We start from the raw sequence: 15,303 nt of genomic DNA on the forward strand, positions 1-15,303 counted from the left end.
AAATTAATCGTTAAAACGCAGATCACAGAAAATTTATCTCTCGACCATACACGGTATCGGCAATAAAAAAAGTTGAATGTTGGAAACAATGGTCGCGCGGTTTCGTCCTGATCAGATGCCCCGCCCCGAAAACGCCAAAATCCGCTTCCTTCTTGCTTCCACATCGACTTGAGCGGCGCGCTGCTTGGCAAACTGACGCGCCATTTTGTTTTGATACGCCACCAGATAAAGCCGCGCGCGCAGCTGTCGGAGCGGGGAAACAGACCATAGTATTAACAAGATACGCGGCCCGAGGCGCCCGGCAAAAGGTGATTCGTGAAAGCATATTATCTGACTGACCGGGCAACCGCCGTTGCGATCCGACAACGCCCGCGGCAGGCGCGCGGTCTCGGCCACATCGGCCAGAACGATACGATCCGGCACAGGTGAAATCCCCGCCAGAGCGGTCTCGATCCGCAGGACATCGGGCCGCTCGGGACTGTCTGAAACCACAACCGCACCCTCGGCCAAAAGAGCGTCAATCCGTGCCTCTTGCGCGGCACGATCACGGCAAAACACAATCGGCCCCGGCGCCACCGGCGCGCGCCCCGGCCAGGGCCGCAAACCATAGCGCAGGTGCAATTCGCGCCCGGCATTATCCAGGTCGCTCGCCACGCCACCCAACAGTGGCACGGCCGCAAGCACACCCGGCACCGAGATCTGCGCCAGCGAGCGTTGCACCGGCGTCATTGGCACGCGTTCCAGCGCCTCGATCATCTGCTGCACGCCACTGCCCCAGTTGCGCCCCGGCGCAGGCTGCCCGGTTTCCGGGTCGATGATCTCGATCACCCCCTGACCCAGCACATAATCGCGCCCGCGTTTCACGCCGTGCAGCGCCATCACCGCCAGCGTCACAAGATACGTCCGGCGCGTCGGATCATCCGACAGGCCGCGCGCCTGAGCCGGGGCCGCGGCAAGCCTTTTGCGCCCAAGCGCCGAGAGGGTCGGCGGCTGACCGGGGGGGCCGAGGCGAAAATCCTCGCCCTCCTGAAGACTGCGCGCCAGGTCAAGCGCGGCCCGCGCCTCGGTCGCGGTGAAAAGCTGATCACGCGCACCGCCCGCCGTCATCGGCAGGCGCGCATCATCCAAAAGGGCACGGTCAAGATCGGCCAGCAAAACCGCCGGATTGCGTCGCCAGCCCCCGCCGACACGCGTCTTGCCCCGCAAATCCCGCGTCGCAAGCCGCAATCCCGAAGCCCCCTCGCCGAGCAGGATCGCGTCGCGCAGGTAGTCATGCCCAAGGCTCTTGAGGCTGCACAGGGTGGCGCGCGCGATCAGCCGTTTTTGGCGCTCGTCAAGCGGCGTGCCATCCTCGATCACCGCCAGCGGTACACCAAGCCGCGCAAAAGCAGGCGCAAGACGCGCGCCCTCCTGCGCAATATCTCCGCCATGCGCTAGGGAAATCCGCACCCCGCTCGGGCGTTGCGCAAGGATCAAACCCGCGAGCAAAATCAATTTCTTGCGGCGCTGCGGATCACGCTCGGCCACTGCCCAGCCCCGCGCCATGGCAAGGGCGCGGCACATCTCGGAGAGGCGAAACCGCCCCTGCGCCGCGATGACCGCCCGTGCAAGGCAGGCCACCTCGCCCCCGCGCGGGCCGGAATCGCTCAGGGCGCGCGCGCGTAGCGCCACAAGCCAGAGCCCAAGGTGCGCCACCGGCCGCCAGACCGGCCAGAGCCGGACCCAAAGCCGGGCCCCGAATTGATCAAGCGGCGACCCTTCGGTCTTTCTTTGACGCGCAGGGGCGGGGTGCGCCGCAAGACGCCCGCGATCCGGTGCTTGCGCCGTGCTCAAAGCCCGAACCGATCCAGAAACACCTGCCGCCCGATCCGCCAGGCCTGTTGCGCAAGCGGCGCACGGCCATGATCAAAGCGCACATAGACGCGTTCCCCGAAAAAGCGCGCATCGATGTCGTCGTCGACCATCAAATCGACCAGAAACACGCTTTCAAGCGCCTGCATCCCGCTTGAGGCAGGGTGAATGGCAATCGGTCCGCCGCCCATGCTTCCGAGGGCGGCACTGGGCAACTGATGGGTGGCGCGCGGTGTCTGCGCAATAAGACGGGCGCGATGAACGCGATCTATCGAGGTTGAAAACCGCAGGTCGATCGCCTCTGTTTCGCCGTTGACCCGGTCAATCCGTGCCTGCGGAATGGCGGCGCGCACGACCCATCCCCTGGGCTGAAGCAGATAGCCCAAAAGCTCGCCCTGCGGGATATAGCGCCCTTCAAGATCGGCGCCGAGAACCGGCTCGAATCGCCCGCCATGGGCGGCATGCACCGTCAGCCCGCTGCGCCGTTCGGCAATCCGCGCCAATTCGCCGGCCGCCAGATCCATGCGCGCCTCTTCGATGCTGGCGCGCACCGGGTCGGCCGCGCCACTTGCCGACAGGCGCACCCGCGCCTCGCGCATTTCGGCCCGAACCACGTTTTCGCGCATGTCGATCAGCGGATTTTCCAATTCCGCCAGAACGGTGCCCGCCTCGCCAATGTCACGCGGTCGCGCGTCCAGCTTGCGCAGCCAACCCCCGCTTTGCGCCACAACGCGGGTTTCGCCCGGCATCCAGATCACCCCCTGCGCCAGCGTAGCGTCAGGCAGCGGCCAGACCACCAGCGGCCCCGCGATCAAAGCCAGAAGTGCCGCACTTCCCCAAAGCGCGTGGCCGCGCCGCGCCTCAAGCTCGGGCGAACTGAGCAGATAGCGAATGGCTTTGTAGATCGGCAGCAGGATCGTTAGCGAGACGCTCCAGATCGCAAGTGCGATGCCTAGAAAAAAGAACTTTCCCGCCACGAAAAGCGCGATCACGATCATGATCATCATCCGGTAAAGAAACGCCAGAATGGCATAGCTCGCCAGCCACCGCCGCTCGCCGGGGGCGGTGACGGGGCTGCTTATATGCGACAGCCCAAACAGATAGCGCCGCACCAGATAGGTCAGATAGCCGTTCGAACGCTGGCCAAGATTGGGCACCTCAATCAGGTCGGTAAAGATGTAATAGCCATCAAAGCGCAACAGCGGATTGCCGTTGAACAAGAGCGTCGAAACCCCGCCGATCAGCATGATATTGAACAACAGGGCACGGATCGGCCCCGGCTCCATCTCGGACCAGAACAGCATCGCGGTGGCGGCCAGCGCCAGCTCGACCATGATCCCGGCCGAACTTACGACAATGCGCTGCCATTTCGACGGAAACCCGGTGGCAGCAGAGGCATCGACATAGGGCACCGGCATGAACACCAAAAGCATGATGCCCACCTCGCGCACCTGCCCGCCCCAGTTTTTCACCGCATAGCCATGGCCAAGCTCGTGGAGCGCCTTGACCAGAGGATAGGCGATCAGCAACAGGGCAATACCCTGCGTCGACAGCACCCGGTCGGTGATATCGCTGGTCAGGTCCTGCCAGTGGATACCGGCCGACACCACCCCCGACGCCACCAGCCCCACCCATAGGATCAGCCCGACCCAGGTAAACAGCGGCCGCACAAGCGGCATGGTCGCGGAAATGAACCCGTCAATCGGCAGCAGGGGAATGCGGATGCCAAGCGGGTTGCGAAACGACTGCATCAGCTTGCGCCGCTTGGTGGTGCGCGCGCGTTCGCTTATTTCCTCAAGGTCCGGAAGGGTATCGGTGGTCAGAACCCCGGCCACATGCAGTTGCGACAAAAGCTGGATAATCTCGTCCTGCGGCGGAAGGTCGGCGCCAAGACGATCCTGCGCAATGGCATAAATCTGGGCCATGGTGCGGTGCCCGTCCATCAAGCCGATAATCGCATAGGCCTCGGGCGAGAACCGGAAAAACCGCCCGCCGGCGCGATCTTCGATCAGATACCAGAGACCGCCGCGAAAATGCTGGCGGTAAATCTCGGCATGCGAGCGCAGCGCCGGGCGAAGCTGGGCGATCTTGGGCCAGACCGAAGAAAACGGATTTGCGCTAGGAGCTGCCATATCAGGGCATCCACCGCCAGAGGGCAAGCCGCAGCCAGTCAAGCGCGTCCTGTGTCCAGACCCGGATCAACAGGCGCTCGTCGACACCAATCCGCGCGACACCTTCCATGCCGGGCAAAAGCACGCCCTGACGGTCGCCGTCCGGCGCAATCGCGCCCTCGACGGCAAAGCGGTTCAGGCCTTGGTCGACCTCGGCCACCGACATGATCCGGTTGACCGTAAAGCCAAAGGTGTCATCCGGGCGCGCGGCAAAGCGCACCTGCCCCGCCTGATCAGGGGCGATTTCGGCGATATCCCCCTCGGCCACCGCAAGGCGCAGACGGTAATCATCAAGCGGCGCCACCACGAACAGCTCTTCCCCACGGCTGACCGCCGCGCCAAGTTGCTGGGTGCGGTCGCCCGAAACGATCACCCCGGCAAAGGGCGCGCGCAAAACCGTGCGCGCGATCTGTTCGCGCAACAGGTCACGCTCGGCCTCGACCTGGGCGATCTGGGCATCCAGAAGCGCCTGATCGGTGCGCCGCCCTTCGGCCACGGCCGCGTTCATCTCCACAAGGCGCTGACGCAGCTGTGCCTCGGTCGACAAGAGCTGCAGCCGAATATCGCGATCATCAAGCTGGGCCAGAATGGCCCCCTCGGCCACCCGGTCACCGGGGCGCACGGCCTGATCCACAAGATAGCCGTCAAAGGGCGCCGAAATGATCCGCTGCACCTGACCTTCAAGGCGCGCATCTGCGGTCACCTCAAAGGCAGTGGTGGCGGTCGAAAAGAAATAAACGGCGGCGGCAAGCGCCAGCACGATCAGCTTCAGCCCAAGCCGCGCCGGGCCAAGCACCGCCGCGAAAAGCCCGCCCAGCCAAAGCAGGGCCCGCATCGGCCAGGAGCGGTCATTGAGACGCTTTTGATGCAGGATCGGCCCGACAAGCGCGGCAATCGCGCGGGCGCGGTCGCGCACCGGCGCCGGGATGCCGTCGATATCGCGATGTTCCAGAAGGATCGCGCCGATCACCTGATCGTCGGCATCGGTCAGCGGCAGGGTAAAGGCCGACATCGCGCCCTGAGCACTGAGCAAGTCACCATGCGCGCGCGACACGAAGGCGGGCTCGCCGTCTTCTTCGTCGCGCGCCGCGCTGCGCAGGATCGGCGCGCCCTGATCCAGCGATTCAAGCATCGCGCGGCGCAACGCCCCCGCCAGATGCAATTGCGCGCCAAGCTCGGCGGTATGCGACAGCGCCACCACCTTGAGCTTGCGCCCCTTGAGCAGGCCGATGCTCACCCGCTGCATATCCAGAAGGGCGGCGGTGCTTGTGGCGACGGCCATGGCGGCGGATTTGTGATCCTTCGCCTCAAGCAGGGTCACGACCACGTCAAGCGCCGCCTGCCCGCGATCACGTTCGGCGGCGATATCGCGCACGGCGCCGCGCCGGTCCAAAAGCTCGATCCAGCCCGCACCCCATTGCAATTGCCGCATGATCCGGCGCATCCCGGCGCTGTCGCGGTTGGGCATGCGCAGGGTGACCGCCCCGATCACGCGCCCTTCAAGCAGGAACGGATAGGCCAGCGACACCATGCCGCCGCCACCGGGCAACTCGCGCAAGACGCCACGCTGTTCGGCCATGGCATGTTCGGTGGTGGCTGCGAGATGGTCATCAAGATCGCCCGCATCGGGCCAGACCGCCACCGGCACGAAGCGCTCGCCGGCATCGGGGTCGGGCATCACCAGGGCGGCGGCCGTGACCCCGTCGATGATCTGGCATTGCAGCGCAAGCCAGGCCTTGCCGAAATCTGAAAGATCGTTGCCGGGGCGCAGATACGACCAAAGCGCCTGATCAACCACGGCGCCCGCCGCAGCCGCCTTCGAGGCGACGGCGCCGTCACCTGGCACGGCTCGGCCTTGGGTCGAGTCTCCATCCATTGCGCGTCTCCCTTAGGCGTCCATTCGCCAGGTTTCGCTGTTCTGATTGGGGTCTTGCCGCGCCTGTCACAGGCCAAATCGTCACTACGAATGCACATAATAAAATAGGGGCCGCCCCATCAGACAGCCCCCATACAAAATCACAGTCTGGCGGAATTCACCAGTTATTATAACCAAGGAATTTACCCGACATTTCCAATGTCATGAAATCGCCGTTTGGGGTGTTCGACGCGGGTGGTTTTAGGGTCAAAGCCTATCTCCGAACGCGCCATGGCCCGCCCTTTCTTGGGCTGCCGTTACCCACCCTCAATTCCCGCCTGCGCATGTTCTGCATTGCGCCGGATGAGTGGAGATCAGCCTGAGGTCTGGCGATATTTTCGCGCGCCCCCTTGACCTTCCAGTAACTGGAAGCCCTATCTATGCCTCAGACATAGAAAGGCAGGATACCCGCATGACCGCCAGCACCAAGATCAGGATCGACGTTCAGGGGCTAAGTTGCGCCGGTTGCGCCGGGCGCGCCGAACGGGCCCTGTCGTCTGTTGACGGGGTCATCGACGTCACGGTCAATTTCGCCACCGGCCGCGCGCAGATGCATCTTGACGGCGCGGATGCCGCCGCCATTGCCGAGGCCCTCAGCGCCGCCAATTACCCCGCCCGCGAAGAGACCGTGACCCTCACCGTCACCGGCATGACCTGCGCATCCTGCGTGGGCCGCGTCGAGCGCGCGCTTTTGGCGGTGCCTGCGGTTCTGTCGGCCTCGGTCAATCTTGCGAGTGAGACAGCGCAGGTGCGCTATTTGCCTGGCAGCACCGATGCCAACCGCCTCGCCAGCGCCGTGACCGAGGCCGGATATCCCGCCCGCCCCAAGGACGCCGCGAGCGATGATCAGGCCGCGCGCCGCGCTGCCGAGGCCGACCATGCCCGCCGCCAGACCCTGATTGCCGCCGCGCTGACCCTGCCGGTCTTCCTGCTTGAAATGGGCAGCCACGTAATCCCCGGCATGGCCGCGCTGATTGCGGGCACCATCGGCACGACCGCCTCCTGGGGCGTGCAATTCATTCTAACCTCGCTTGTGCTCATCTGGCCGGGGCGGCAGTTCTTCCGCCTTGGCGTTCCCGCGCTGCTTAAGGCCGCGCCGGACATGAACAGCCTTGTGGCACTTGGCGCCTCGGCGGCCTGGGCCTATTCGACGCTGGCGCTTGTGGCACCCGGCGTTCTGCCCGACGCCAGCCGCGCCGTCTATTTCGAGGCCGCCGCCGTGATCGTTACCCTGATCCTGCTGGGTCGCTGGCTAGAGGCGCGCGCCAAGGGGCGCACCGGCGCCGCGATCCAGAAGCTGATCGCGCTGCAGCCCGAGACCGCCCGCGTCGAACGCAAGGGCAAGATCACCGAGCTGCCGCTTGATCAGGTGGCGGTGGGCGATCTTATCCACCTGCGCCCCGGCGAGCGCGTGGCGCTTGACGGCGAGGTGATCGACGGCAGGTCATACATCGACGAGGCGATGATCACCGGCGAACCTGCGCCGGTCGCCAAAACCATCGGTGACCGGCTTGTCGGCGGCACGATCAATGGCGACGGCGCGCTGAGCTATCGCGCCACGGCGGTCGGCAGCGACACTGTTCTGGCGCGCATTATCGAGATGGTGGAACAGGCGCAGGGCGCCAAGCTTCCGGTGCAGGCCCTCGCCGATCAGGTCGTGCGGATTTTCGTCCCCGTGGTGATGGCTATCGCGCTTGTCGCCGTGGCGGGCTGGCTCATGTTCGGACCGGTGCCGGTGCTGACCCATGCGCTTGTGGCGGGGGTGTCGGTGCTGATCATCGCCTGTCCCTGCGCGATGGGATTGGCAACGCCGACCTCGATCATGGTGGGCACCGGGCGCGCCGCAGAGATCGGCGTGCTGTTTCGCAAGGGCGAGGCGCTGCAACGGCTGGACGAGGTGCGCATCATCGCCTTTGACAAGACCGGCACGCTGACCATCGGCAAGCCCGGCATTACCACTATTGAAACCCTGCCGGATGAGGATGGCGACGATATCCTGCGCCTTGCCGCCGCCGCGCAGGGCAAATCCGAGCATCCCATCGCCCGCGCGATCGAGGGTGAGGCCACCCGCCGCGACCTGAGCCTGCCCAAGGTGAGCGCTTTCAAAGCCATGCCCGGACATGGCATTTCCGCCCAGGTCGAGGGCCATGACCTGCTGATCGGCGCGCATCGCCTGATGCTGCGCGAGGGGATTGACACAGGCGCGCTTGATCACGCCGCCAAGACCCTCGCCGACAAGGGCCAAAGCGCGGTTTATGTTGCCGTTGACGCCCGCCTTGTCGCCATTCTCGGGATTGCCGATGCGCTCAAACCCACAAGCCGCGCGGTGATCGACGCGCTGCATGCGAAGGGCGTCAAGGTGGCGATGATCACCGGCGACAGCCAGAGCACCGCCGAGGCAATTGCCCGCGATCTTGGCATTGATCATGTCGAGGCCGAGGTTCTGCCCGAGGGCAAGGTCAAGGCGCTGAGCGCCCTCAGCGACCGCTTTGGCAAGCTGGCCTTTGTCGGCGACGGGATCAATGATGCCCCGGCCCTTGCCCATGCCGATGTCGGCATCGCCGTGGGCACCGGCACCGATGTGGCCATCGAGGCGGCCGATGTGGTGTTGATGTCGGGCGATCTTGTCGGCGTGGTCAACGCGCTTGATCTGTCGCGCCGCACCCTGCGCAATATCCGCCAGAACCTGTTCTGGGCCTTTGCCTATAACGCTGCGCTTATCCCGGTGGCGGCGGGCGCACTTTTCCCGCTCACGGGGCTGATGCTCTCGCCGATGCTGGCGGCGGGGGCGATGGCGCTTAGCTCGGTCTTTGTGCTGTCGAACGCGCTGCGCCTGCGCCGGGTTGCGCCCGCGATGAAAGGCGGCCCGGCATGAATATCTCTGACGTTTCCAAGCGCACCGGTTTGCCGCCCAAGACCATCCGCTATTACGAGGATATCGGCCTTATCCGCCCGGCGCGCGACACCAACGGCTATCGCGTTTTTCAAGACGCCGACACCCACAAGCTTGCCTTTCTCGGGCGCGCCCGGACGCTTGGCTTTTCGATCGAGGATTGCCGCACCCTGATGGCGCTTTACGAGGATCAGGACCGCAATAGCGCCGATGTGAAACGCCTCGCGCAAGAGCATCTTGCCCATATCGACGAGAAAATAGCCCAGCTTCAATCCATGCAGGCCACGCTGCGCCATCTGGTGCGTGAATGCGCCGGGGACAATCGCCCCGATTGCCCGATCCTGCGCGACCTTGCACAGGACTAGAGAGTGTCGCATGTTCGAGAAGCTCAAAACCGGTTCCCACTTTTGAGCAACATGCTCTAGGCGCTACTCGCCATAAGCCAGCCCCTCGCGGCGCGGATCGGCCCCGCCAAGCAGGGTGTCGCCCACCTCGATCACGTGCAGACCCGATGTCAGATCGCGCAGGCTTACCTCGTATCCCATCTCGCCAAGCGGGTCGGCCAATGCGCCCGCCGATGTGCCCGCCTCAAGGTCATAACTGCCAAAACGGTTCACAAGATGCGGCAGGCTTACGGCGGCTTGCACATCCATGCCCCAGTCGACCCAGGCAATGATGCTTTTGGTGACATAGGCGATGATCCGGCTGCCGCCAGGGCTTCCGATAATCAGCACCGGTTTGCCATCCTTGCGCAGGATCGTAGGCGCCATCGACGAACGCGGCCGCTTGCCCGGTTCAACCCGGTTGGCGATGGGCAGGCCCTTGTCATGGGTCGCAAAGGAGAAATCCGTGAGTTCGTTGTTGAGCAGAAATCCCCCCACCATCAGGCGCGACCCAAAGCCGTTTTCAATCGTCGTCGTCATCGAGAGCGCGTTGCCATAGCGGTCATAGATCGAAATATGCGAGGTCGAGGGAAGCTCGATCGCGTGGTCATCGCCCCAGTTGAGCGCGTGATCGAACTCGGGCGTGCCGGGGCTCACCTCAGGTAGCGCATCATCGCCGCCAAGCAGCTTGGCGCGCTCAGCGAGATAGCCGCTCGCCAGCAGGCCCTTGACCGGCACCGGCACGAAATCGCTATCGGCCAGATACCTGCCCCGGTCGGCAAAGGCGAGGCGGCTGGCATCGCCGATAAGCCGCCAGGCCTCGGGGTTCTGCGCGCCAAGCCCGGCAAGGTCATAGCCCTCAAGCAGGCCGAGGATCTGCCCCACGGCCACCGCGCCAGAGGACGGCGGCCCCATGCCGCACACCTCATACCCGCGATAGGGCGCACAGACCGCAGCGCGCTCCTTGACCCGGTAGATCGCAAGGTCAATCGGGGCCAGCACGCCCGAGCTTTTGCCCGATCGCTGAACCCGCTCGGCGATATCAAGCGCCATCTCGCCGGTGTAAAATCCGCGCGCGCCCGTCGTCGCCAACAGCCGGAGCGTGTCGGCATACTCGGGGTTGCGCAAGACCTGCCCCGCGCGCAGCGGCACACCGCCGGGCAGAAAATAATCGCGCGTGTCCTCGAACCGCGACAAGCGCTCGGCGCCGCCCGCAATCAGGGCGGCCAAGCGCGGGCTGACGGCAAAACCGTCTTGCGCCAGCGTGATCGCCTCGTCAAAAAGCCCCGGCCAGTCGGCGCGCCCCCAGCGGGCATGCGCCTCGGCCATCAGGGCCGGCGTGCCCGGTGCGCCGACTGAGCGCCCGCCAACCACCGCATCAAAGAACTTGAGCGGCTGACCGCTCTCGTCGAGAAACAGCTTGGGTGTCGCCGCCAACGGCGCGGTCTCGCGCCCGTCAAGCGTGGTGATCTTGCCGCTCGCCCCGTCATGCCAGACCAGAAACGCTCCGCCGCCAAGGCCCGAGCTTTGCGGCTCGACCAACCCGAGAACCGCCTGCACCGCGACCATGGCATCGGCGGCGGTTCCGCCTTGGGCCAGCACCCGCGCACCGGCATCCACCGCAAGCGGATTGGCGGCGGCGATCATCCAGTTTTCGGCCTCGACCGGTTGTCCGGCGTCTTTAAACGCGCGCGAAGCGGCCAGCCAGGGCGTGAGTTGTGCCAAGCCTGCGGCGGCCCCTTCCGGGGCAATCGCATCGGCGGCCTGTTGCGCCTGCGCGGGCCCAAGGGCCAACGCCAAAACCATCCCCGTCACCAACATCTTCAAGCGCATGATTGCCCCCATTTTCGGTTTAGCGAAGCACCCCCGTGCGGTGCAGCGTGATCTTGATCCCGCCATGCGCCACCGAGGTCGCATCCGGCAGAAACGGTAGTTCGGTCGCGCGCGCAAGGCCCGCGTCGCTTGTCACGAGCCCGACGCGCCAGCCGCGAAACTGCGTGCGCAATACCTCGCCCAAGGCGCCGTAAAGCCCGAACAAAAGCTTGCGATTGCCGATCCGCGCGCCGTAGGGCGGGTTCACCACCACAAGGCCGCGCGGCCCCTCGGGGGGCAAAAGCGCGCTGATCGGCTGACAGGTGAACTCTGTGATGTGATCGACGCCCGCGCGCGCGGCATTGGCCGTGGCCATGCGCACAGCACCCGCATCGCGGTCAAACCCGTAAAAGCGCAGGGCTGTGTCGCGCGGCGCTCCACCGGCGCGCATCGCCTCCCAGGCCTCCGCGTCATATCCGGCCATGTCCTGAAACGCGAAATGGCGCGCGCGCCCCGGCAACAGACCAAGCGCCATCTCTGCCGCCTCGATCGGAAAGGTGCCGGAACCACACATCGGATCGACCACCGGCTCGCTCCCGTCATAGCCACATTCGCGCAGGAACAACGAGGCCAGCGTTTCGCGCATCGGGGCCTTGCCCACCGCCTCTTTATAGCCGCGCCGATGCAAAGGCTCGCCCGAGGTATCAAGGCTGAAGGTGACAAGATCATCCTCAATCCGCGCCATAAGGCGCAGCGGGGCCGCATCATCCAGCGGCGCACCAAGGGTCTCGGAAATCGCGCGCTTGATCCGCTCGCTGGCGGCCCCGGCGTGATAGATTTTCGACTTGCGACAGATCACCTCGACCCGCAGGGGCACATCGGGGCGCAAAAACGCCGCCCAGTCGAATTTGCGTGATCGCTTATCAAGCTGCGCGAGGTGAAAGGCGCGAAACGATCCGATCCGCGCCAGCACCCGCCCGGCACCGCGCAATTCGAGATTGGCACGCTGCACATCGGGCCAGTCGCCCATGAAACTAAGGCCACCCGGATGCTGGGTGGTGGGGCCAAAGCCCTTTTCGGCGGTCTCTGCGGCCAATGCGGCCTCAAGTCCGGGCGGGGCGGCGAGAAAGATCTCAAAGGGCTGGGCTGTGCTCATCGCACCCTCATAGGGCCATTCACGGCAAGATGCGAGCGGTCACGCGGGCCGCCCCGCACCCGGTCAAAGCATGGCGGGCACAACCTGATCGGGCGGGCGGTGACCGTCATCAAAGGTCTTGATATTGACCAGAACCTTTTCGCCCATCTCGATGCGCCCCTCAAGCGTGGCCGAGCCCATGTGCGGCAAGAGAACCACGTTCTTAAGCTCGCGCAGGCGCGGGTTGATTTCGGCGCCATGCTCATAGACATCCAGCCCGGCCCCGGCGATTTCGCCCGACCGCAACATCCGGGTGAGGGCGTTTTCGTCGATCACTTCGCCACGGCTGGTGTTCACGATCACCGCGTCCGGCTTCATCAGCTTGAGACGCCGCGCGTTCATCAGGTGAAAGGTCGAGGGCGTATGCGGGCAATTCACGCTGATCACATCCATCCGCGCGACCATCTGGTCAAGGCTTTCCCAATAGGTCGCGCCAAGCTCCTGTTCGATCTCAGGGCGCAGACGGCGGCGGTTGTGATAATGAATCTGCATGCCAAAGGCCGCCGCGCGCCGCGCCACCGCCTGACCGATCCGGCCCATGCCGAGAATGCCAAGACGGCGCCCGGCAACGCGCCCGCCAAGCAGGGCATTGGGCGACCAGCCCTGCCATTCGCCGGCCTGCATCCGGGCAAGCCCCTCGGGCAAACGCCGGGTCACACAGAGGATAAGCGCGAGCGTCATATCAGCCGTATCATCGGCGGAAACACCGGGCGTGTTTGACACAAGAATGCCATGCTGGCGCGCGGTATGAACGTCGATATGATCCACCCCCGCGCCATAATTCGCAATAAGCTTTAGCCGATCACCGGCCTGCGCAATCACCCCCGCATCAATCTTGTCGCTTAACGTCGGCACCAGAACATCGGCCTCTTTCACCGCCTTGATAAGGTCGGCACGCGTCATCGGTTCGTCGCGTTCCGGCAACGTAAGGTCGAAAAGCTCGCTCATCCGTTTTTCAACAGGTTCCGGCAAGCGTCGCGTTACGACAACACTCAGGCGTGTAGATGGCATCAAGACCCTCCTTGTGCTTTGCAATTCAAGCGCGTTGCTGCCAGAGTGACGCAGGAACGAGCGGGGCACAAGAACCCCGTGCGCATTGTCGAGCATAAATCGGATAAAGACCATGAAATCAGGTATTGCCGCCTTCACGGCGCTGGTGCTGTCACTGCCAATGGCGGGGGCCGCCCAGGAGCGCGGCCCCGTCACCAACCTGCCACTGCCACGCTTTGTGTCGATGAAGGCGTCCGAGGGCAATGTGCGGCGCGGTCCAAGCCTGACCCATCGGATCGACTGGGTGTTCAAGCACCGCGACATGCCGCTTGAGATCACCGCAGAGCATGGCCATTGGCGCCGTGTGCGCGATCGTGACGGCGCCGGGGGCTGGGTGCATTACACCCTTTTGTCAGGCGTGCGCACCGCGATTGTCGAGCAGGACATGCTGGATCTTCTGGCCAAGCCCGAGCCCGGCGCGATGGTCGCAGCACGGCTTGAAAGTGGCGTGATTGCCCGACTCGAAGAATGTGGGCCCGACTGGTGCGAGATTTCAGCCGCCGGATATGACGGCTGGGCGCCCAAATCGGCGCTCTGGGGCGTGGACGCCGGTGAGGTGTTTGAATAGGATCAACCTGATTTTTCAGGTTGTTTTTCCTTTACTATCAAACACATGGACAACATTCGACAGTTCGACACGTTTTTTTTGCCTTCCGCTCTTGAACCGCGCCAAGGTCCAGAGTAATTACCGCGACACGATTGGGGTGTGGCCTAGCGGTAGGGCAACTGTTTTTGGTACAGGAGATCGTAGGTTCGAATCCTACCACCCCAGCCAGCAACCATTTTTTCATGAAATTCAAATACTTAGTCCGGAAGAGATTTTAGACTCCGGAACACTTCTCCAGAACTCTCATCCGGCACTATGCAAGCACAAAGGTCGACAGACGACTCGGAATGACCGGCAGGCAAATTGTGGCGGCAGTGGCTGCGTCGAAATTGGACCTCACACTCAACAAACCCAAGACGCATCCAGATTCCCAGTTGACGGGGGCCTCACCTCGCGGCGGATCGACATTCTCGCGCGCGAGCGCACAACGGGTGACTGGCTTATTGTCGAGTTGAAGCGCGCCGAAGCGAAGTCGGCATACCTTCCCTATAATAGGTATAAGTAATGGATAAGAAGGAAGAGGAGGAGACCCTAGGAAGGGAACCTTAATAGGAACCCTAGGTAAGGCCTTGTATTACCCAAGGTCTTGGCCTTTCCTGCTGCAGGAATACCCCCCAGTGCGTTAAGGCCCCCGAATGGCGAAGATAGATGACCCCCGACATTCCAGACCCCTAGACGTACACCGGTGGTCAGAGCACCCTGAGGTAAAGGCCTTGGTGGGGGAGGTCTGGGAGGGGTACTTGCCGCCTGAGATTGCAGGGGAACAGGGCCCGGGGCCTAAGAGCACTTGCGTCCCAAACCGGACCTTCATAACCTTTGCAGCGAACGGCGGCTTCGAGCCGATTTCGTTGAAAAACTCGTCCTTGATCGAGGTATAATCTGCTGATTCAATTCTCTCAGCGAACGGGAGGATTGGGGATGATGGGACCGAGGCAAGAGTCGCAGGCAGCTTTGTTCTACGAGTTCTCGCTAGAGGATCACGTTCCCCAAAATCACTTGGTGCGGTCAATTGATCGGTTCGTTGATCTGACTGATCTCCGCACGCATTTGGCTGACTTCTATAGTCACACCGGTCGTCCTTCCATTGACCCAGAACTTCTGATCCGCATGCTTTTGATCGGATATTGCTTTGGCATCCGATCTGAGCGACGGCTTTGCGAGGAGGTGCATCTAAACCTCGCTTGCCGCTGGTTTTGTCGGCTCGATCTGACGGACCGCATCCCTGATCATTCAAGCTTTTCGAAGAACCGTCATGGCCGGTTCCGCGAAAGCGATCTGCTGCGCCATGTGTTCGAGACGACGGTTGCGCGTTGCATGAAAGAAGGCTTGGTTGGCGGTCAGGGCTTCGCGGTTGATGCCAGCCTGATCAGCGCCGACGTCCGAAAACAGAACTCGAGCAATCCCGAGGATTGGGCGGCCCGCGAGG

Annotated in this window: 10 protein-coding genes and 1 tRNA gene; 5 read left to right on the forward strand and 6 right to left on the reverse strand. The window is 63.6% G+C overall.

The window, feature by feature from the left end:
• Window positions 1–111 precede the first annotated feature (111 nt).
• Genes BUB78_RS16870 through BUB78_RS16880 form a run of 3 tightly spaced genes read right to left on the reverse strand, consistent with a single transcriptional unit; the run spans window position 112 to window position 5,898 of the window.
• The gene (locus BUB78_RS16870) at window positions 112–1,833 is read right to left on the reverse strand and encodes a preprotein translocase subunit SecA (protein WP_073200094.1); all 1,722 of its coding nucleotides are present in this window, start codon (window positions 1,831–1,833) and stop codon (window positions 112–114) included.
• A complete protein-coding gene (locus tag BUB78_RS16875) occupies window positions 1,830–3,983 on the reverse strand; it encodes a zinc metalloprotease (RefSeq protein WP_073200096.1) in 2,154 nt (717 codons plus the stop codon). The genes BUB78_RS16870 and BUB78_RS16875 overlap by 4 nt, the downstream gene beginning before the upstream one ends.
• 1 nt (window position 3,984) lies before the next feature.
• The gene (locus tag BUB78_RS16880) at window positions 3,985–5,898 is read right to left on the reverse strand and encodes an RND family efflux transporter (RefSeq protein WP_084732929.1); all 1,914 of its coding nucleotides are present in this window, start codon (window positions 5,896–5,898) and stop codon (window positions 3,985–3,987) included.
• A 451-nt stretch (window positions 5,899–6,349) separates the two neighbouring features.
• Here BUB78_RS16880 and BUB78_RS16885 point away from each other — a divergent pair, with 451 nt between their 5' ends.
• Both BUB78_RS16885 and cueR read left to right on the forward strand, forming a co-directional pair.
• The gene (locus BUB78_RS16885; RefSeq protein ID WP_073200100.1) at window positions 6,350–8,812 is read left to right on the forward strand and encodes a heavy metal translocating P-type ATPase; all 2,463 of its coding nucleotides are present in this window, start codon (window positions 6,350–6,352) and stop codon (window positions 8,810–8,812) included.
• The gene (cueR, locus tag BUB78_RS16890) at window positions 8,809–9,195 is read left to right on the forward strand and encodes a Cu(I)-responsive transcriptional regulator (protein ID WP_073200102.1); all 387 of its coding nucleotides are present in this window, start codon (window positions 8,809–8,811) and stop codon (window positions 9,193–9,195) included. Before BUB78_RS16885 ends, cueR begins: the two co-directional genes overlap by 4 nt.
• 63 nt (window positions 9,196–9,258) lie before the next feature.
• Here the strand turns inward: cueR and ggt are convergent, their stop codons facing one another.
• From ggt to BUB78_RS16905, 3 genes are all read right to left on the reverse strand, one after another.
• Window positions 9,259–11,046: a gamma-glutamyltransferase gene (gene ggt, locus BUB78_RS16895; protein WP_073200104.1), complete on the reverse strand. Its 1,788-nt coding sequence runs from the start codon at window positions 11,044–11,046 to the stop codon at window positions 9,259–9,261.
• A gap of 19 nt (window positions 11,047–11,065) precedes the next feature.
• A complete protein-coding gene (locus BUB78_RS16900) occupies window positions 11,066–12,181 on the reverse strand; it encodes a THUMP domain-containing class I SAM-dependent RNA methyltransferase (protein ID WP_073200107.1) in 1,116 nt (371 codons plus the stop codon).
• A gap of 63 nt (window positions 12,182–12,244) precedes the next feature.
• Window positions 12,245–13,231 (reverse strand): 2-hydroxyacid dehydrogenase, encoded by a 987-nt coding sequence (locus tag BUB78_RS16905; protein WP_073200113.1) that lies wholly within the window; start codon window positions 13,229–13,231, stop codon window positions 12,245–12,247.
• 112 nt (window positions 13,232–13,343) lie between these two features.
• On the opposite strand from BUB78_RS16905, the gene BUB78_RS16910 reads away from it, so the two are divergent.
• The 3 genes from BUB78_RS16910 to BUB78_RS16925 form a co-directional block, all read left to right on the forward strand.
• Entirely contained in the window at window positions 13,344–13,838 is a 495-nt protein-coding gene (locus BUB78_RS16910; RefSeq protein WP_073200109.1) for an SH3 domain-containing protein, read from the forward strand.
• 132 nt (window positions 13,839–13,970) lie between these two features.
• A tRNA-Gln gene (locus BUB78_RS16915) sits at window positions 13,971–14,045 on the forward strand.
• 750 nt (window positions 14,046–14,795) lie between these two features.
• Window positions 14,796–15,303: transposase (locus tag BUB78_RS16925; RefSeq protein ID WP_139279388.1), on the forward strand; the 508-nt coding region annotated here is incomplete at its 3' end.

The organism is Roseovarius marisflavi, from assembly GCF_900142625.1.
GTDB classification, from domain to species: Bacteria; Pseudomonadota; Alphaproteobacteria; order Rhodobacterales; family Rhodobacteraceae; genus Roseovarius; species Roseovarius marisflavi.

Excerpts from the sequence above, each read along its gene's own strand:
- BUB78_RS16875 (WP_073200096.1), bottom strand. The coding sequence starts at position 3,983 with ATGGCAGCTCCTAGCGCAAATCCGTTTTCTTCGGTCTGGCCCAAGATC.
- BUB78_RS16880 (WP_084732929.1), bottom strand. The coding sequence starts at position 5,898 with ATGGATGGAGACTCGACCCAAGGCCGAGCCGTGCCAGGTGACGGCGCC.
- BUB78_RS16885 (WP_073200100.1), top strand. The coding sequence starts at position 6,350 with ATGACCGCCAGCACCAAGATCAGGATCGACGTTCAGGGGCTAAGTTGC.
- cueR (WP_073200102.1), top strand. The coding sequence starts at position 8,809 with ATGAATATCTCTGACGTTTCCAAGCGCACCGGTTTGCCGCCCAAGACC.
- ggt (WP_073200104.1), bottom strand. The coding sequence starts at position 11,046 with ATGCGCTTGAAGATGTTGGTGACGGGGATGGTTTTGGCGTTGGCCCTT.
- BUB78_RS16900 (WP_073200107.1), bottom strand. The coding sequence starts at position 12,181 with ATGAGCACAGCCCAGCCCTTTGAGATCTTTCTCGCCGCCCCGCCCGGA.
- BUB78_RS16905 (WP_073200113.1), bottom strand. The coding sequence starts at position 13,231 with ATGCCATCTACACGCCTGAGTGTTGTCGTAACGCGACGCTTGCCGGAA.
- BUB78_RS16910 (WP_073200109.1), top strand. The coding sequence starts at position 13,344 with ATGAAATCAGGTATTGCCGCCTTCACGGCGCTGGTGCTGTCACTGCCA.